Source organism: Natrinema sp. 1APR25-10V2, from assembly GCF_031626495.1.
Taxonomy (GTDB): domain Archaea; phylum Halobacteriota; class Halobacteria; order Halobacteriales; family Natrialbaceae; genus Natrinema.
In genome coordinates, this window is sequence record NZ_JAMQOJ010000003.1 from 136,284 (window position 1) to 153,312 (window position 17,029).

17 protein-coding genes are annotated in these 17,029 nt (G+C 67.9%); 10 read left to right on the plus strand and 7 right to left on the minus strand.

The window, feature by feature from the left end:
* Positions 1-73: 73 nt before the first annotated feature.
* Positions 74-1,102: an AIR synthase family protein gene (locus NDO75_RS10030; protein ID WP_310906036.1), complete on the plus strand. Its 1,029-nt coding sequence runs from the start codon at positions 74-76 to the stop codon at positions 1,100-1,102.
* A gap of 9 nt (positions 1,103-1,111) precedes the next feature.
* Here the strand turns inward: NDO75_RS10030 and NDO75_RS10035 are convergent, their stop codons facing one another.
* The gene (locus NDO75_RS10035) at positions 1,112-1,891 is read right to left on the minus strand and encodes a hypothetical protein (RefSeq protein ID WP_310906037.1); all 780 of its coding nucleotides are present in this window, start codon (positions 1,889-1,891) and stop codon (positions 1,112-1,114) included.
* Between the two features lie 190 nt (positions 1,892-2,081).
* Here NDO75_RS10035 and thiD point away from each other — a divergent pair, with 190 nt between their 5' ends.
* The 7 genes from thiD (at position 2,082) to NDO75_RS10070 (ending at position 9,185) form a co-directional block, all read left to right on the plus strand.
* A complete protein-coding gene (gene thiD / locus NDO75_RS10040) occupies positions 2,082-3,443 on the plus strand; it encodes a bifunctional hydroxymethylpyrimidine kinase/phosphomethylpyrimidine kinase (RefSeq protein ID WP_310906039.1) in 1,362 nt (453 codons plus the stop codon).
* Positions 3,440-4,414 (plus strand): TIGR03560 family F420-dependent LLM class oxidoreductase, encoded by a 975-nt coding sequence (locus NDO75_RS10045; protein WP_310906041.1) that lies wholly within the window; start codon positions 3,440-3,442, stop codon positions 4,412-4,414. Before thiD ends, NDO75_RS10045 begins: the two co-directional genes overlap by 4 nt.
* Positions 4,415-4,615: 201 nt before the next feature.
* Positions 4,616-6,037, plus strand: a complete 1,422-nt coding sequence (locus NDO75_RS10050; protein ID WP_310906042.1) for an APC family permease — start codon at positions 4,616-4,618, stop codon at positions 6,035-6,037.
* Entirely contained in the window at positions 6,037-6,765 is a 729-nt protein-coding gene (locus NDO75_RS10055; RefSeq protein WP_310906043.1) for a universal stress protein, read from the plus strand. The genes NDO75_RS10050 and NDO75_RS10055 overlap by 1 nt, the downstream gene beginning before the upstream one ends.
* Positions 6,766-6,921: 156 nt before the next feature.
* Entirely contained in the window at positions 6,922-8,052 is a 1,131-nt protein-coding gene (locus NDO75_RS10060) for an ABC transporter ATP-binding protein (RefSeq protein ID WP_310906044.1), read from the plus strand.
* A complete protein-coding gene (locus NDO75_RS10065) occupies positions 8,049-8,861 on the plus strand; it encodes an ABC transporter permease (RefSeq protein WP_310906046.1) in 813 nt (270 codons plus the stop codon). Before NDO75_RS10060 ends, NDO75_RS10065 begins: the two co-directional genes overlap by 4 nt.
* Positions 8,862-8,939: 78 nt before the next feature.
* Positions 8,940-9,185: a hypothetical protein gene (locus NDO75_RS10070; RefSeq protein WP_310906048.1), complete on the plus strand. Its 246-nt coding sequence runs from the start codon at positions 8,940-8,942 to the stop codon at positions 9,183-9,185.
* Positions 9,186-9,203: 18 nt separating this feature from the next.
* On the opposite strand, the gene NDO75_RS10075 is transcribed toward NDO75_RS10070, so the two are convergent.
* Positions 9,204-9,971, minus strand: a complete 768-nt coding sequence (locus tag NDO75_RS10075) for a universal stress protein (protein ID WP_310906049.1) — start codon at positions 9,969-9,971, stop codon at positions 9,204-9,206.
* A gap of 105 nt (positions 9,972-10,076) precedes the next feature.
* Here NDO75_RS10075 and NDO75_RS10080 point away from each other — a divergent pair, with 105 nt between their 5' ends.
* Together NDO75_RS10080 and mutS are read left to right on the plus strand one after the other, a co-directional pair.
* A complete protein-coding gene (locus NDO75_RS10080; RefSeq protein ID WP_310906050.1) occupies positions 10,077-10,400 on the plus strand; it encodes a tRNA-binding protein in 324 nt (107 codons plus the stop codon).
* 406 nt (positions 10,401-10,806) lie between these two features.
* Positions 10,807-13,473 (plus strand): DNA mismatch repair protein MutS, encoded by a 2,667-nt coding sequence (gene mutS / locus NDO75_RS10085; RefSeq protein ID WP_310906052.1) that lies wholly within the window; start codon positions 10,807-10,809, stop codon positions 13,471-13,473.
* Positions 13,474-13,522: 49 nt separating this feature from the next.
* Here mutS and NDO75_RS10090 read toward each other — a convergent pair whose 3' ends face one another.
* The 5 genes from NDO75_RS10090 to NDO75_RS10110 all read right to left on the minus strand — a co-directional run bounded on the left by NDO75_RS10090 (position 13,523) and on the right by NDO75_RS10110 (position 17,015).
* Positions 13,523-13,723, minus strand: a complete 201-nt coding sequence (locus NDO75_RS10090; protein WP_310906054.1) for a hypothetical protein — start codon at positions 13,721-13,723, stop codon at positions 13,523-13,525.
* 116 nt (positions 13,724-13,839) lie between these two features.
* Positions 13,840-14,034 carry a hypothetical protein gene (locus NDO75_RS10095; protein ID WP_310906055.1) on the minus strand — a complete coding sequence of 65 codons (195 nt, stop codon included), beginning with the start codon at positions 14,032-14,034 and terminating at the stop codon, positions 13,840-13,842.
* Positions 14,035-14,164: 130 nt separating this feature from the next.
* Positions 14,165-14,995 carry a YihY/virulence factor BrkB family protein gene (locus tag NDO75_RS10100; protein ID WP_310906057.1) on the minus strand — a complete coding sequence of 277 codons (831 nt, stop codon included), beginning with the start codon at positions 14,993-14,995 and terminating at the stop codon, positions 14,165-14,167.
* Between the two features lie 116 nt (positions 14,996-15,111).
* Complete coding sequence (locus NDO75_RS10105) at positions 15,112-15,594, minus strand: MOSC domain-containing protein (protein WP_310906058.1); 483 nt, start codon at positions 15,592-15,594, stop codon at positions 15,112-15,114.
* A gap of 125 nt (positions 15,595-15,719) precedes the next feature.
* Positions 15,720-17,015 (minus strand): MFS transporter, encoded by a 1,296-nt coding sequence (locus NDO75_RS10110; RefSeq protein ID WP_310906060.1) that lies wholly within the window; start codon positions 17,013-17,015, stop codon positions 15,720-15,722.
* Positions 17,016-17,029: the final 14 nt, after the last annotated feature.

The window sequence follows — 17,029 nt, forward strand, 5'->3', positions numbered from 1 at the left end:
GATAGTCGCCGTCGGCTGTCGATTGCAGCGGTGGACCGCTACGGATAAGACGACCGGCCGGAATCGATCAACCGTGACCGACCTCGGAAAGATCGACCCCGCGTTCTTCGATCGCCACGTCGCGTCGAACCTCGGCGCCGACCGGGACGACGTCGCGATCGGCCCCACGCCCGGCGTCGACTTCGGCGTGCTGGACGTCGGCGGCCGGGCGCTCGTCACGGCGACCGATCCGCTCTCGATCCTGCCCGATCTGGGGTTCGAACGGGCCGCTCGGTTCGCCCTCGACCTCGTGCTCGCGGACGTGGCCGTCAGCGGCGTCGCACCGTCGCACCTCTCGCTGTGTTTTACGCTCCCCGAAAGCATCACGAACGACGAGTTCGCGACGATTCAGTCGACGATCCACGCTGAATGCGCCGCTCTCGGCGTCGCGGTCGTGACCGGCCACACGGCGCGCTACGCGGACTCGTCGTATCCGTGGGTCGGCGCGGCGACCGCCATGGGCGTCGGCGAGCACGACGAAATCGTCCGCCCCGACGGAGCCAGCCCCGGCGATCGACTGCTGCTGACGAACGGCCCCGCCGTCGAGGCGGTCGGGCTGTTGAGCACCCTCTTCGGCGAGCGAATCGACTGCCCCGACGACGTGATCGCCGACGCACAGGACCGCCTCGAGGAGGTGTTCGCCGTCCGGGACGCCCTCACCGCGGCCGCGGCGGGGCCGGTGACGGCGATGCACGACGTGACCGAAGGCGGTCTCGCCGGTGCGCTCTCCGAGATGGCCGAGGGCGCGGGCGTCCGGTTCGCTATCGACCGCGCTGCCGTGCCGCTTCGCCCCGGCGTCCGCGAGGTCTGTGATGCCCTCGCGATCGACCCGTGGGCGGCGACCAGTTGCGGCTCGCTCGTCGTCGCCGTCGATCCCGACGGCGTCGACGACGTGCGCGGGGCGCTCGAGGACCGCGACACGCCGGTCGCGGAAATCGGCACCGTCGAAGCCGCCGACGGCGAGGACGGTGCGGTGTTCGTCGACGGCGAAGCGCTCGAGCATCCGCGCGTCGATCCGTCGTGGGCGGCCTACGCGGCGCTGGCGGACGAGACGAATTCGTGACGCCGACCGCTACTGGCTCGCCGCGTCGACCCACGACGGCCGTTCGACCGCGATTTCGCCGAGTTCGGTGACCGTGCCCGACTGCTCGCGCGTGATCGCCGTTCCGTCGACGCTTCCCTCGAACGAGAGCGTCGCCTCGAAAACGACGCCGTCGTCGGTCGCGAGCACCGTGCCGCTCGCGGTCGAACTCGCTGCACCGGACTCCTGAAGCGAGACCGACTCGAGGTCGAACTGTCGGAGTTCCCGACCGTTTCGCGTCGTCGTCCCCGCTGAGACGTAGGTTCCGGCCTCGAGAACGCCACCGAGGCTCCTCCCCCGGGAGAGGTGGTCGGGCGTGTGGATCCGTTCGAACGATTCGTTCAGTTCTCGCGTCGACGACTCCGTTTCCCCGCCCTCCATCGTCTGCTCGTAGTAGGTCCCGCCGTCGACGTACGCCCGGCTCGTCGTCGACGCGGTCTCGAGGACGTATACCTGTCGCTCGTCCGTCAGGCTGCTCCGCGTCCGCTGCGAGCGGTCGGTCGTCTCGATACCCGTCGACGATAGCTCCTCGGCGAGTTCGTACCCCTGTGTCGTCAGCGCGCTCCGGGTCGCCGAGACGAGGGCCGATGCGTCCTCGATGCCGTCGTCGCTGAGGCCGGCCGAGTTACCGTTCGCTTCCGGGTCGTTCGTTCCGTCGCCGTTCCCTGATCTGTCCGCGTCGGTTTGGTCTTGACAGCCGGCCAGCGCGGTCGCACCGACTGCTCCGATGGCGGTCAAATAGTGCCGTCTCGTTCCCGATCGTTCGTTCACACCACTCCGTTCCGTTCTGAGATGATAATTATAATTTTTATAAACATTAAATTAGGTGGGGGCATAGTTTCGCTCGTCTCGCTGAAAACAGGGACCCGACGCGGCTACTCGGACCACCTATTGCCGCACGTGCTGATGTACTGCTCGACTGACCATTATCGCTTAGTACAACCGTGGAATACGATCCCGTATGAGAACACCTGCACCCGAACACCGGCCGGTCGGACTGACGATCGCGGGCAGCGACTCCGGCGGCGGTGCCGGGATTCAGGCCGACCTCGCGACGATGGCCGCCCACGGCGTCTTCGGCACGTCGGCGATCACCGCCGTCACCGCCCAGAACACCCGGGGCGTCGAGTCCTCGCACGTCCTCCCGATCGGGGAGATCGAGGCGCAACTCGAGGCCGTCACCGACGACTTCGCGGTCGGCGCGGCGAAGACGGGAATGCTCGCGACGACCGATGTCATCGAGACCGTCGCCGAGCGCGCCCGCGAGTTCGACTTTCCGCTAGTGGTCGACCCCGTGATGGTCGCGACCACCGGCGACCGCCTGCTCGAGGCCGAGGCCGAACGCGCCTACGAGGACCTCCTGAGCCGGGCGACCGTCGCGACGCCGAATGCCGACGAGGCCGAGGTGCTGACCGACGTCGCCGTCACCGACGAGGAGACGGTCCGCGAGGCCGGCGCGGCGATCCTCGAGACGGGCGTCGACGCGGTCCTCCTCAAGGGCGGCCACGTCCCCGGCGAGCGGGTTCGGGACGTGCTCGTCACCGAGGAGACGGTCCGGACGTTCGAACATCCCCGCGTCGGCACGGACGCCACCCACGGCTCCGGCTGTGCGCTCGCCGCCGCGATCGCGGCCCGCCTCGCGAAGGGCGAGGCGCTCGAGCCCGCGGTGGCGGGCGCGACCGATTTCCTCGCGCGGGCAGTCCGCTACTACTACGACGTGGGCGAGGGCCACGGCGCGGTCAACCACATGGCGCCGCTCCGAAACGAGGCCGCCCGCGAGGTGACCGCCGAGGAAGTGCAGGCGGTCGTCGAGCGGCTCGTCGACGCCGACGTGTCGGCGCTCGTTCCGGAGGTCGGGATGAACGTCGTCGGCGCGACGCCGTACGCCGAGTCCGTCGCCGAGACCGCCGCCGTCGAGGGCCGGATCACCCGCACCCTCTCGGGGATCCACCCGAATCGCGGGGTTCGGTTCGGGGCCTCGAGCCACGTCGCCCGATTCCTCCTTTCGGCGCGGGAGTTCGTCCCCGACCTGCGATTCGCCGTGAATTGCCGGTTCGACGCGGACGTGGAGGCGGCGCTTTCGGCCCTCGAGTGGCCGGTCGCGGAGTACGACCGCACCGACCAGCCGACCGAGGTCGAAGAGACCGAGGGCCGTACGATGGGGTGGGGCGCTCGACAGGCGTTCGCGGATCGTGACGAGCCGCCGGTGGCCGTCGTCGACCGCGGCGAGGTCGGGAAGGAGGCGCTCGTGAAACTGGTCGCCACGGACGCCGAGACCCTCGCCGATCGGACGCTGGCGCTCGACTCGGAGGTACGCGAATGAGCGCGACCGACCTCGACGTCGGGTACATCCTCCCGCAGTACGGGACCGACGCCCCGACGGTCCGAGCGGCCGCACTCGAGGCCGAGTCGATCGGCTACGACGCGGTCTGGCTCGAGGACCACTTCCAGTCGTGGATCGGCGACCCGCGCCGGCCGACTCAGGAGTGCTGGACGACGCTGAGCGCGGTCGCCGAGGCGACCGATCGCGTTCGCGTGGGTACGCTCGTGACGAGTCAGGACTACCGCCATCCGGCACTGCTCGCGAAGATGGCGGCGACGGTCGACGGCGTGAGCGACGGCCGGCTCGAGCTGGGGCTGGGCGGGGGGTGGTACGAGGACGAGTACGATCGCTTCGGCTACGAGTTTCGGGAGCCGCCCGCGAAACGGCTTCGGCGACTGGCGGAGACCGTCGAAATCCTGCGGGGACTCTGGACGAACGACACGTACAGCCACGAGGGCGAACACCTCGAGATCGACCTCGAGGAAGCCTTCTGCGAACCGCAGCCGGTACGGGATCCCCATCCTCCGATCTGGATCGGCGGCGGGGGCGAGGAGTTCACCCTGCGCTACACCGCCGAAATGGCCGACGGCTGGAACTACGGCACGCTCGAGCCCGAGGGCTTCGCGGAGAAGCTCGACGTGCTCCGCGATCACTGCGAGAACGAGGGACGGTACGACGAGATCCGCAAGTCTGCCGAGCTGTTCGCCTTCGTCGGCGAGACGACCGAGGCCGCCGAGGAGAAACGCGCGGCGTTCCGAAACGAGTTCCTGCCTGACGAGCCCAGCGAGCCCCGCGAGTTCTTCCTCTCGGGGTACGTGGAAACCGCTCCCACCGGAACGCCGACCGAGGTCCGCGACCGGCTCGCCGACTACGCCGACGCCGGCATCGAGGAGGTCATGCTCGCGGTTCCGGACGCGGCCGCCGACGGGGACGACAGCCTCGAGCTATTGGCCGGCGAACTGCTCGCGTAGCCGACTCGAGAGCCGGCAGTTGCGCTCGCCGGTGCGATACGTCGGGAGAGACTTCGTTCATCGTCCCGCTCGCGGTCGTCTGTGGGTATCGTGCCTGTGATCGTCGGTAGACATCGTCCCGACCGGCTGTAGTATGTTCCCGACGACGGATGTCCGAACGTAACAGTAGTACTAACACTCTGGCGGGCGTAGTACGACGGTATGGATGGCCCGCCGTCGTCGACCCAGGGTGCCAATATCGAGGGCGAATCGCCGCGGGTCGAGCCGACCATCGAGACAGACGAGGCGACGATCACCGACGACGCCGAACTCGAGCGAACGCTCGGGCTCTCCGGTGGGCTCGCCATCGGCATCGGGACGATGATCGGTGCCGGTATCTTCGTCTTTCCGGGGTTGGCGGCCGGACGGACCGGTCCCGCTGCGTCGGTGTCGTTCGCTATCGGCGCGCTCGTCGCCCTACTGGTCGCGCTGCCGGCGTCAGAACTGGCGACGGCGATGCCGAAAAGCGGCGGCGGGTACTACTACATCTCGCGCGGACTCGGGGCGCTCGCCGGAACCGTCGTCGGGCTGTCGCTGTGGTTCGGACTGGTGTTCGCGACGGCGTTTTACCTCGTCGGCTTCGGCTACTACGCCGTCGATACGCTCGCGGAACTCGGCGTCACGGTCGGCGACGGACTCGTCATCCCGCTGGCCCTGCTGTTCGGTGCGGGCTTTACGGTGCTGAACGTCACCGGAACGGAGAACGCGGCCAAACTCCAGAACGGGATCGTCGCGTTGCTGCTGTCGATCCTGATCGCCTTTCTGGGGTACGGCGGCCTCGACACGGTCGGCCTTTTCGGTGAGCCGACCGCACCCGAGCAGTTCGCGCCCTTCGGGTCGATGCCCGTGCTGACGACCGCGGCGCTCGTGTTCACCTCGTATCTCGGGTTCGCACAGGTTGCGACCGTCGCGGGGGAGATGAAAGCGCCCGGCCGGAACCTGCCCCTGGCGATGGTCGGCTCCGTACTCGTCGTCGGCGTCCTCTACGTGGTGACCATCTTCGTCGCGACGAGCGCGTTCGGGAGCGAGCAACTCTCCGAATTCGGAGAGACGGCGATGGTCGAAGTCGGCCGCCACTATCTCGGGCCGGCCGGCGCGTTCGCGATCGTCTTCGGCGGGCTGCTCGCGACGATGTCGAGTGCCAACGCGTCGGTTCTCAGCACCTCTCGAGCCATCTACGCCGTCTCGAAGGACGCGCTGTTGCCGCGGCGGGCGAGCCGCATCAACCTCCGATACGGCACGCCGCACGTCGCGCTGGGGTTGGCCGGCGGACCGATCCTCGTCCTGGTCGCGACCGGCCGCGTGGAGCTGCTCGCGGAAGTCGCCTCTTTCCTCCACCTCGTCATGTACGGGCTGCTCTGCGTGGCGCTGGTCGCCTTGCGCCGGGACGAACCGGAGTGGTACGATCCCGACTTTCGGGTCCCCGGCTACCCCGTCGTCCCGATACTGGGCGCGCTCGCCAGTTTCGCTCTGATCGGCTTCATGCAGCCCGTCTCGCAGATCGTCGGTGTCGCAATCATGATCGTGACTGCCGGGTGGTATGCCTACTACGCTCGAGACGTGACGCTCAAGGGGGTGCTCTGATGACGCGCGTCCTCGTTCCGCTGGCGATCTTGGAGGGGGAATCGGTGTCGACCGGACTGCCGACGCTGCTCGCGCCGATAGACGTGACCGTCCTCGGCTACCACGTCCTGCCCGAGCAGACGCCGCCGGATCAGGCGCGACTGCAGTACGAGGACCGGGCGACCGCCGCGCTCGACGACCTCGTCGCACAGTTCGAGGCGGCCGGCGCGAACGCCGATCACCGCCTCGTGTTCACTCACGACCGGGAGCAAACGATCGATCGCGTCGCGGCGGAAACGGCGGCTGACGCCGCCGCGATCACGGGCGTGACCGGCCCCGTCGATCGACTCCTCGTGTCGCTGACGGGCGACGTCGCCGTCGACCGGATCACCTCGTTCGTCGCGGAACTGGTCGGCGACCGCGATATCGGCGTCACGCTCTTTCTCGCGACCGACGACGAACCCGGCGGCCGGGAATCGCTCGAGGCGGCCGCTAGAACCCTCTCCGAGCGCGGCATCGACGCGGAGACCGAGCTCGCGGTCGACGGGTCCCCGTTCGAGGTGCTCGTCGACGCCGCGGCCGACCACGACGCCGTCGTCGTCGGCGAGCGGGCCCCGTCGCTGCAATCGTTCCTCTTCGGCGAGGAGCCCGAACGCGTCGCCGCCGAGTCGGTCGGGCCAGTACTCGTCGTCTACGAGGACCGCGGCGACGCGGCGGAACACGGTGATCGACCGTCGGACGTCACCTGAGGGGGTAGCAGTTCGGAACCGGATCCGGGGCCTCGGCGAGCGCCGGTCGACCGCTCGAGACGCGCTTGCCGGCCAACTGCGAACGAACGATCCGCGTTCGCCTCTCCCGCGGCAGTGACCTCCCGCTTTTGTAGCTCGATTGCTTAAAACGGTACTGTGACCGCGCGAGACAACGGTCGGAGCACGAGTGGTGAGGAGACGTCATTGGTCGGTGAGAGGACGGCTGAGGACCGCACCGACAGCGTCGCAGCCTCGGCTATCGATCGTACCGAGGGGACCACAGCCGCCGACACTCGCCCGGACAGCCTCGAGTCGTCGGCGGCGGACGACCGCGATATCGCCGTTTCGGTGACCGGGCTGTCGAAGCGGTTCGGTGACGGAGAAACGGCGGTCACCGCCGTGAACGACGTCAGCGTCGACGTGGAAACCGGATCCATCGTGGGGCTGCTGGGGCCGAACGGTGCCGGGAAGACGACGCTCATCAAATCCATTCTCGGCATGGTCGTCCCGGACGCTGGAACCGTCCGGATCCGCGGCGTCGACCTCTACGAGCGGCCGCGGGAGGCGTACGGCTTCGTCGACGCGATGTTGGAAGGAGCGCGCAACGACTACTGGCGACTGACGGTCCGCGAGAACCTCCGATACTTCGCCACGATCAGCGGCGTCGACCCGAACTCGGTCCGTGGCCGCCACGACCGGCTGCTGACGAAGCTCGATCTCGCGGAGAAGGCGGACGTTCCCGTTCGCGAACTGTCTCGCGGCATGAAACAGAAAGTGTCGCTGGCGAGCGCCCTCGCCGGCGGCGCGTCGGTCGTCTTTCTCGACGAACCCGCGCTGGGGCTGGACGTCGAGAGCTCGCGAACGCTTCAGCGGGAACTGCGGCGTCTCGCCGAGGAGGAAGCCCTCACCGTCGTCCTCAGCAGCCACGATATGGACGTCGTCGAGACGGTCTGTGACCGCGTCCTCATCATGTCCGAGGGGGAGATCATCGCGGACGACACGGTCGAGGCGCTCCTCTCCGGCACGGAGCGACACCGCGTTCGAATCACGAGCGGCGATCTCGACACTGCAGTCGTGTCGGCCCTGCGACGACGGTTCGACGCGATGACCGTCGAATCGGACGGTCCCAGCCCGCTGATCGAGGTCGCGACCGACAGCGACGGACTGTACGAACTGATGGCCCTCCTCCGGCGCAACGATGTGGCGCTCGAGCGCGTCCGGACGGTCGAGCCGGACCTCGAGGACGTCTTCGTCGATCTGACGACGGCCGACCGGGGTGACCGATGACCACGGGCGGGCCCGACGCCGGCGAGACGCCGCGGTCGGCCGGCTACCGGCACCTCGCGCGGGCCGTGCTCTACCGCGAATACCTGATATTCGTCCGCTATCCCGCGAACGCCGTCGGCGGGCTCGTCATCTCGGTGTTCTTCTTCGGGCTGCTCTTCTACGGCGGGCGGATGGTTGCCGGGCAGGCACTGACCGACTCGATCGAGGGGATCATCGTCGGTTACTTCCTGTGGTCGCTGTCCGTGGGCGCGTACTCCTCGATATCGAACGACATCGGGAGCGAAGTGCAGTGGGGGACCCTCGAGCGACACGTGATGTCGCCGTTCGGGTTCGCCCCCGTCGCGCTGTTGAAAGGCCTCGCGAAGATTGTCCGGTCGTTCGTCACATCGACGATACTGCTCGCGGTGATGCTCGTCATCACCGGGACGACCCTCGAGTTGAACCTGGTGACGATCGTCGTCGTCGCGACGCTCAGCATCGTCTCGGTGCTCGGCCTCGGGCTCGCGGCCGGCGGCGTCACCGTCCTCTACAAGCAGATCGGCAACTGGCTCAACCTGCTCCAGTTCGGGTTCATCGTGCTCGTCTCTGCACCCGCGTTCGACCTGGGCTGGCTGCGATGGCTCCCGCTCGCCCAGGGCAGCGCGCTCCTCCAGCGGACGATGATCGACGACGTCCGGCTCTGGGAGTTCCCGCCGGCCGACCTCGCGATTCTGCTCGGGGTCGCCGTCGGCTACTTCGCGTTCGGCTACGCGGTCTTCCAGTACGCGACCCGCCGGGCGAGACGGCTCGGCGTACTCGGGGACTACTGACGGTGCCCGACTGCGCCGAATCGAACCCGCTTCCGCTGACCCGTCACGCTCACCGTCGCGGCGCTCTTCCACTCCCGTATGCCCCACGATAGAATCCACGCACGACGGCCGACTCACGACCTCGAGCGGTGGTCCGTCGGGACTATCGAGGCCATCGACGAGCGGGACGGCCACTGCGTCTTCGAGGTGGCGACCGACGACGGGGACGTGATCGAACTCGTGGTGACGGTCGCGATCCGGGACCTAGTCCTGCGCAGACTGGACCTCGCGGCGGACGAGTCACCGATCGGCGCTCGCGTCTGGTACCGAAAACACGGCGAATGAGGCGGGTTCGGTGACTCGTCAGCCGTCGGTCTCGCCGTTCCCCGTCGCATCGTCACGCTGAGACTCGAGGTACTCGCCGCGGATCACGAGGACCGGATCGATCGTCCGCCGGGCCAGCCGCTCGGCGCGGTCCCGGAAGACGAACCGACGGATCGACGGCCGGCTCTCGCCCGCGACGAGGAGGTCGTGATCGGACGCGGCCTCGAGGATGGCCGCGGTCGGCGAGTCTTCGACGACGACCCTGCTGTCGATCCGATCCGCGTCGACGCCCGCGGTCGCCAGTTCCGATCGCGCCGCATCGAGCAGTTCCTCCCCCTCGTCTCGGCCCGTTTCGTCCGACGCGACGTGAAAGAGGGTCAGCTCGAGGTCCGTGTCGGTGAGGACCGTGGCGAGCAGCCGGGCGATGTGTTCGACGTTGACGTCGCTCCGGAGCGCGACGAGCGCCGTCTCGACGACGGGTGCCGGATTGAGCAACAGCACCGCGTCGCACGACTCGTCGACGGCGACGCGTTCGAACGTCTGCAACCGGTCGTGGGTGAACGCCCGTCGCGTCGTGACGTCGCAGCCGGCGTCTTCGAACACCGTCCGGAGTTCTTCGAGTTCGGCCCGCACACGGTCGCCGTACTGTTCGCGCGCCTGATCCGGGGCGGTCTGGTCGGGAAGCTCGCGATAGCCGAGCAGAACGACCGGAATCGACGCGAACGCGTCGACGATCGCCGCGGGGACGCTCTCCCCCTCGAGGACGTCGATCGGGACCAGCACGCGGTGATCTCGGGGTTCTGCCATGACAAGGGTGGTGTTGTCCTACCACGGTGAGCGTCATATACCCCCGGCGCCCGCGTCACCTCGCGAACCGACAGCTAATTTTCGGTCGCCGAGATATCGCGACGCATGGTCGAGAGTCCGTTCGACGTCGAGATCGAAGTCGGCGAAGTGATCGACGCCGAGCCGTTCCCCGAAGCCGAAAAGCCGAAGATGACGAAACTCCGGATCGACCTCGGCGGCGAAGAGATCCAGTCCGCGGGACAACTGGACCACCACTACGAGGCCGACGACCTCGTCGGTCGGCAGGTGCTGTGCGCGACGAACCTCGGCTCCGTTCGCATCGCGGGATTCAAATCGGAGGCGCTGACCGTCGGCGTTCCGAGCGATGAGGGGTATCCAGTGCTGGTTTCGCCCGACGAGGACGTGCCGCTCGGTGGAACGTTGTACTGACGCGAACGATCGAGCGCCCACGACTCGAGTGACTGCAACACGGTACCGGACGAATTTCTGCCGTTCGGACCGTTTTAACTGCCCAATAAGTTTACTCGCCGGTCCCGAAGGACTGCTTGGCGAGGGCGACTTGGTCGTTGCCTGAGGACCGTCCGACTCTCCGCGAGACCACCGCATCCCTCGCCGCGATCGGAGGCCGTTTCACCGCCAGCGAAACCGACTGGCCGTTCCGGTCCTCCCCCTACCCCTCATTGACACATCGCCGGAAGTCCGTCCACCGTGGCTTCCGGACTTTTCAGAACCGATAGCGTGCCGTCAGCGACCGCACGCCCTCGAGCCGCCAGTCGCCGACCACTTTCACCGCGGATCCCGCAGGGTTTTTGAGGTGGAACGACACTCACCGAGTATGACCGAGGCGACGGGGATCGTCGGCGAGTTCTTCTCGCTCAAAGAGGGGACCGACGCCGAGCTACTGGCGATGCAGTGCGGCGACTTCTACGAATTCTTCGGCGAGGACGCCGAAACCGTCAGCGAGGAACTCGACCTCAAAGTCTCGCAGAAGTCGTCCCACGGCTCGTCCTACCCCATGGCCGGCGTCCCGCTCGACGATCTGACGCCGTATCTCAAGGCCCTCGTCGAACGGGGCTACCGCGTCGCCGTCGCCGACCAGTACGAGACCGACTCCGGCCACGCCCGCGAGATCGTCCGCGTCGTCACGCCCGGCACCCTGCTCGAGACGAGCGACGCCGACGCCCAGTACCTCGCGGCGGTCGTCGACGGCTCGAGTACCGGGTCGACCGACGCGGGCTACGGCCTCGCCTTCGCGGACGTGACGACCGGCCGCTTCCTCGTCGCGGCGGCCGAGGACGCCGACGACGCACTGACCGAACTCTACCGGTTCGACCCGGTCGAGATCCTCCCGGGCCCGAACGTGCGGACCGACGACGACCTCCTGAGTCAGGTGCGCGAGCGCAGCGACGCGACGCTGACGCTCCACGAGACCGAAGCGTTCGCGCCCAAGCGGGCGGATCATCAGGTACGCGACCAGTTCGGGACCGAGACCGTCGAGCGACTGTCGGTCGCCGAACCGGCCATCGCGGCCGCCGGGGCGGTCCTCTCGTACGTCGAGGAGACCGGCGCGGGCGTGCTGGCCTCGATGACCCGCATTCAGGCCCACCACGGCGACGATCACGTCACGCTGGACGCGACCACCCAGCGCAACCTCGAGCTCACGGAGACCATGCAGGGCGAGCGCGACGGCTCGCTGTTCGCGACGATCGACCACACCGAGACCAGCGCTGGCGGCCGGCTCTTGAAGGAGTGGCTCCAACGGCCCAGACGCTCGCTCGAGGACCTCGAGCGGCGTCAGGAGAGCGTCGCCGCGCTCTCGTCGGCCGCGCTGGCACGCGACGAGATTCAGGAGACGCTCGGCGAAGCCTACGATCTGGCGCGGCTCGCGTCGAAGGCGACCCACGGCAGCGCGGACGCCCGCGATCTGGTCGCCGTACGGGAGACGCTGGCCGTGCTCCCCGCGCTGGCCGAGGCGATCGCCGCGAAGCCGGAACTGGCCGAGTCACCGCTCTCGGGGATCGTCGACCGGCCGGACCGGGACGCCGCCCGCGACCTGCGAGAGACGCTCGAGGACGCCGTCGCCGACGACCCGCCGTCGACGGTGACCCAGGGCGAACTCCTCCAGCGGGGGTACGACGACGACCTCGACGAAGTGATCGAACGCCACGAGGCGATCAAGGAGTGGCTCGACACGCTGGCCGACCGCGAGAAGCGCCAGTACGGCCTCTCTCACGTGACCGTCGACCGGAACAAGACCGACGGCTACTACATCCAGGTCGGCAAGTCGGCCGCCGACGGCGTCCCGGACCACTACGAGCAGATCAAGACGCTGAAGAACTCCAAGCGCTTCACGACCGACGAACTCGAGGAGAAAGAACGCGAGATCCTCCGGCTCGAGGAACGGCGCGGCGACCTCGAGTACGAACTCTTCGAGGAACTTCGCGACGAGGTAGCCGCGAACGCCGAACTCCTGCAGGACGTGGGCCGGGCGCTGGCGACGGTCGACGCGCTCGCGAGCCTGGCGACCCACGCGGCCGAAAACCGCTGGGTCCAGCCCGCGTTGCATCGAGGGGATCGCCTCGAGATCGAGCAGGGACGGCACCCGGTCGTCGAGCAGACGACGGAGTTCGTGCCGAACGACGTGCGACTCGACGAGGACCGGGGCTTCCTCGTCGTCACCGGACCCAACATGTCCGGAAAGTCGACCTACATGCGACAGGTCGCCTGTATCGTCCTGCTGGCGCAGGTCGGCAGCTTCGTCCCAGCCAAGCACGCCGAGATCGGGCTGGTCGACGGCATCTTCACCCGTGTCGGCGCGTTAGACGAACTCGCGCAGGGTCGCTCGACGTTCATGGTCGAGATGAGCGAGCTCTCGAACATCCTCCACACCGCGACCGAGGAATCGCTGGTCATCTTGGACGAGGTGGGGCGGGGTACCGCGACCTACGACGGCATCTCGATCGCGTGGGCTGCGACGGAGTACCTGCACAACGAGGTCAAGGCCAAGACGCTCTTCGCGACCCACTACCACGAACTCACCGGCCTCGCGGAGAACCTCCCCCGCGTCGCCAACGTCCACGTCGCCGCGGACGAACGGGACGGTGACGTCACCTTCCTCCGGACGGTACGGGACGGCCCCACGGACCGCTCCTACGGCATCCACGTCGCCGACCTCGCGGGGGTTCCCGACCCCGTCGTCGACCGCTCGAGAGATGTTCTCGAGCGCCTGCGCGAGGAGAAGGCGATCGAGGCCAAGGGCGGCGGCTCGAGCGACCCCGTCCAGGCCGTCTTCGACCTCGGCAGCGGAACGATGCAAACGAGTGGCCAGGAACAATCGCAGGCCGCGTCGACGGACGGCGGGCCGACGGCGGCCGACGACTCCGCGATCGACCCCGAGACCGAGGCCGTCCTCGAGGACCTCGAGTCGATCGACGTCAACACGACGCCGCCGATCGAACTCGTCTCGAAAGTTCAGAAGTTACAGGAGCGACTCGAGGACTGACCGCCCGCCACGGTCGCGTAGTGGGCTCGTTTCGGCCGTTCGGAGCGAGTCAGAAGTCCGGCTCGAGCGCCTCCAGGGTGTCCGTGTACGTTCGAAGCGCCGCCAGCAGCACCGCGACGAGCAGTAGCGGACCGGCGTACAGTAGTTGCGTGAGGGGGTCGGGCGGGGACAGTATCCCCGACAGTACTACTGCCAGCGTGCCGAGGATCCCGACTGTCCGCAGAAACCGGTAGTGCGTAGTTCTCGGCATACATTATTTCGTACAGAAAAAGACATAATCTTTCCTCTCGTTCGGTGGCGAACGTCGCCGACGCGACGCTCGAGTCCGATAGCGACGCCGCCGCTCTCGGTCCGGTCGACGCGCCGTCAGCACATCTCGCCGAGGTCGCGCCACTCGAGGAGGTCGTGGAGGGTGACCTCGAGCTCGTAACCACACCCTTCACAGTGGAAGGCGACCGTCCGATAGCCGGGCTGGAACTCCTCGGATTCGCCGTGTTCGTCGCAAGCGATTCGGATACCGCGCTCTTGCCCGTCGGGGACCTCGACAGTGTAGTTGTGCATCGTGATGAACACCCGTCTGCGCGTCCGCCGGTGGTACCGAAGGCCGGGTCGGACTTAGCCTTTTCACCGACTCGCGGGCCGGGCCGGCGTCGACTCCGGTCAGCGATCGGACGGCGTGACGCGCGCCGGTTCACGTTCGAAGGGACGTGGTCGATTGCTGTTCGTCGCCTGCAGCGGACCCCGCGTCGGGAGTTCGATCGCCGACGACGACGTTGACCGCCGCACCGACCAGGAGGACGAACGCGGTGGCGTAGAGCCAGATGAGGAGGAGAATGATCGCTCCGAAAGTGTCGAACGTCCCGACGGTGTTGACGAGATCCGCGTAGATCCCGAAGACGGCCTCGAGGACGACCCAGCCCGCGGCGGCGATGACGGTTCCCGGCAGGGCTTCGCGCGACGACACGTCCGGTGACGGAAAGACGTAGTAGACGGGAAAGAAGGCGACGGTCAGCCCGACGAAGAGGACGAGCGGCGTTAGCGCCAGGACGACGGGATGGTCGATAGACGCAAGCACCGCAGTCGCGAAGCCGACGCCGACGGTCGCGAGCAGGATAACGACGAAGACGACGCCGCCGTCGACGAGTTTCTCGCGAAGCCTGTTCTCACCCTCGCCGTACAGTTCGTCGAACGCGGTTTTCAGGCCCCGAAAGACGCGAAACATCCCCCACAGCAGCGAGACGAGACCGATGAGCGACGCGCCCGAGCGGTCGGACGCCCTCGTCAGCGCCTCGTACACCAGCCCCTGGCCCGCGGGGCTGACGTACGTCTGCGACAGCGAGACGAGCTGGTCCGTCAGATACTCGTTGCCGACCGCCCCGGCGACGAGCAACAGCACGAGCAAGAGCGGGAGCAGGGAGAGGAACGCGGCGTGCGCGATGCTGCCGGCCATGAACGTCACGTTGCGATCGCGGATCACGGCGACGACGTCTCGAGCGACGGAGCCGGCCCGTCGCAGGTCCATATCCGGTGGACGGCCGTGGAGCCGAAAAGGCCGACGCTGGCAGTCGCCGTCCCGCTGCGGCGGACCGGCAGTGCGGCCGGACTCGACTCGCGGCGCTCCCGTAGCGCACCGCCCTACTACAGGACGGTGATCGGGTCACCGACCGCGATCTCCCCCGAGGAGACGATGCGAACGTTCAGACCGCCTCGGTGGACGAGCGCGCTGAGAACGCCCTCTTCGGTGAGCGACTCGAGGTACGCGCACGGCTCGCAGATCTCGACGCCCTCGCAGACCGCGTCCCCGATCCGGAACCGCTCGTCGAGGAGGTGGTCGACGGCGACGTTCCTCGTGGTGACGTTCCGTCTGTGGTCGGCCGGCTCGAGGTCGATCCCGGCGTCCCGCTCGAGGACGTCGAGCGTCTCCGCCTCGAAGAGCGTTAGCGCCCTGTCCTCCGGCGGGAGGTCGCGTCCCTTCTCGCCGGACCACGATCCCGCCTGGTCGAAGTACCGATCGCCCTCGAGCCCCTTGCCGGCGACGGCTCGCGCCTCCTCGAGCGCTCGCATCTCGGCGCCGGCCTCCGGGGCGACGTGGATCGCGTCGACTGCACCCGCTGTATCCATGCCATTCTATAACACGGGGTCTACCAAAGCGTTTCCCGTGGGTATGCGCCGCTGAAAATCGAGGACGGTCGACCGACGCGACGTGCCTCTCGAGAGAGTCGCGGAACGGAGGCGGTCGCCACGAATCAGTCGCCCGGCGAGGCCCCCTCTGCCACGACGCGCTTCGCGTGGGCGCGCCGGGCGGTTACCACGAAGCCGGTGGTGGCGACGACGATGAAGCCGGCGGCGAGGTAGAAGCCGGCCTCCGTGGAGACGAAATCCATCGTCGTGCCGACGAGGACGGGGCCGGTGACCTGCCCGACCTTCCAGGCCAGCGAGCGCAGCGACATGGCGCTGGCGACGGAGTCATACTCCTCGCCCTCGTCGACGAACAGCGACATGCTGGCGGGCAGGCGGATGGAGTCGGCGACGCCGAGCAGGGAGTAGGCCGCAAAGAGCGCGAAGAAGGCCCCGCCGAGGAGTTGCGTGTCGCCGTGGAACGTCACCGCGACGGGGTCGATCCGCCCCTCGGCGTACGCGGCCAGCGGGATCGCCGCGGTCCCGAGGCCGTACAGGATCGCACCGGTGGCGACGAAGTAGTGGCGCCGGCCGTAGCTATCGGTGAGGTTCCCGACGAACCCCTGGCTCAGCGCCTTGGTGAGCTTGCCCCCGGCCATGATCCAGCCGATGGCGAACGCGGAGATGCCGAAACTCGTCCGCGCGTAGATCGGGAGGAAGAGGATCACCGCCATCTTGCCGAAGCTGAAGAAAAAGCGGAAGCCGACCAGCGCCCGGAGCATCGGGAGGCCGAGTAGCGATCGGAACGTCTCCGCGCCGCCCGCCTCTTCCGGATCTTTCCGGCCGCCGGGGTTGTCCCGGAGGAACGCGAAGACGAGGACGAACGCGCCGAGTGTGATCGCCGAGAGGACGGCGTACGTCGCGGTGAAGCCGTAGGCGTAGAGGAGGTAGCCGCCGATCAGATCGCCGGCCAGCGACGAGACCGACGCGAACTGGTTGTAGGAGCCCAGCCACCGGCCCTGCTCGTCGTCGGGGCTGATCTCGCCGACGATCGTCGCGCCGGTAATCCAGAGGACGCTCGCGCCGAGCCCCTGGACCATCCGAATCAGGATGACGTGGGCCGGGCTACTCGCGAAGACGAACCCGACGAAGACGCCGACGTTGATCAGGAAACCGACGAGCAGGTACCGCTTCGCGTTCCCCGTATCGACGTTTCGACCGAGCGGCAGGACGATGAGCAACTGGACGACCGCGAACATCGCGCCGAACAGCCCCTCGACGAATCCCGACGTGCCGAACAGGTCGGCGTACAGCGCCAGCGCGATCAGGATCGTCGAGTACGCTTGACTCCTGGCGAAGGCGGTCCCGGCCAGTGCCGCGAACTCCCGATCCCGCAGGAGCGCGACCGAAGTAAACCGTGTCACGCGTCCGGCAGTAG

Bases quoted from the DNA above. Each gene is read 5' to 3' on its own strand.
- NDO75_RS10095 (WP_310906055.1), bottom strand. From the start codon at position 14,034: ATGCACAACTACACTGTCGAGGTCCCCGACGGGCAAGAGCGCGGTATC.
- NDO75_RS10065 (WP_310906046.1), top strand. From the start codon at position 8,049: ATGACCACGGGCGGGCCCGACGCCGGCGAGACGCCGCGGTCGGCCGGC.
- NDO75_RS10045 (WP_310906041.1), top strand. From the start codon at position 3,440: ATGAGCGCGACCGACCTCGACGTCGGGTACATCCTCCCGCAGTACGGG.
- NDO75_RS10075 (WP_310906049.1), bottom strand. From the start codon at position 9,971: ATGGCAGAACCCCGAGATCACCGCGTGCTGGTCCCGATCGACGTCCTC.
- NDO75_RS10055 (WP_310906043.1), top strand. From the start codon at position 6,037: ATGACGCGCGTCCTCGTTCCGCTGGCGATCTTGGAGGGGGAATCGGTG.
- NDO75_RS10090 (WP_310906054.1), bottom strand. From the start codon at position 13,723: ATGCCGAGAACTACGCACTACCGGTTTCTGCGGACAGTCGGGATCCTC.
- NDO75_RS10050 (WP_310906042.1), top strand. From the start codon at position 4,616: ATGGATGGCCCGCCGTCGTCGACCCAGGGTGCCAATATCGAGGGCGAA.
- NDO75_RS10070 (WP_310906048.1), top strand. From the start codon at position 8,940: ATGCCCCACGATAGAATCCACGCACGACGGCCGACTCACGACCTCGAG.
- NDO75_RS10080 (WP_310906050.1), top strand. From the start codon at position 10,077: ATGGTCGAGAGTCCGTTCGACGTCGAGATCGAAGTCGGCGAAGTGATC.
- mutS (WP_310906052.1), top strand. From the start codon at position 10,807: ATGACCGAGGCGACGGGGATCGTCGGCGAGTTCTTCTCGCTCAAAGAG.
- thiD (WP_310906039.1), top strand. From the start codon at position 2,082: ATGAGAACACCTGCACCCGAACACCGGCCGGTCGGACTGACGATCGCG.
- NDO75_RS10105 (WP_310906058.1), bottom strand. From the start codon at position 15,594: ATGGATACAGCGGGTGCAGTCGACGCGATCCACGTCGCCCCGGAGGCC.
- NDO75_RS10100 (WP_310906057.1), bottom strand. From the start codon at position 14,995: ATGGACCTGCGACGGGCCGGCTCCGTCGCTCGAGACGTCGTCGCCGTG.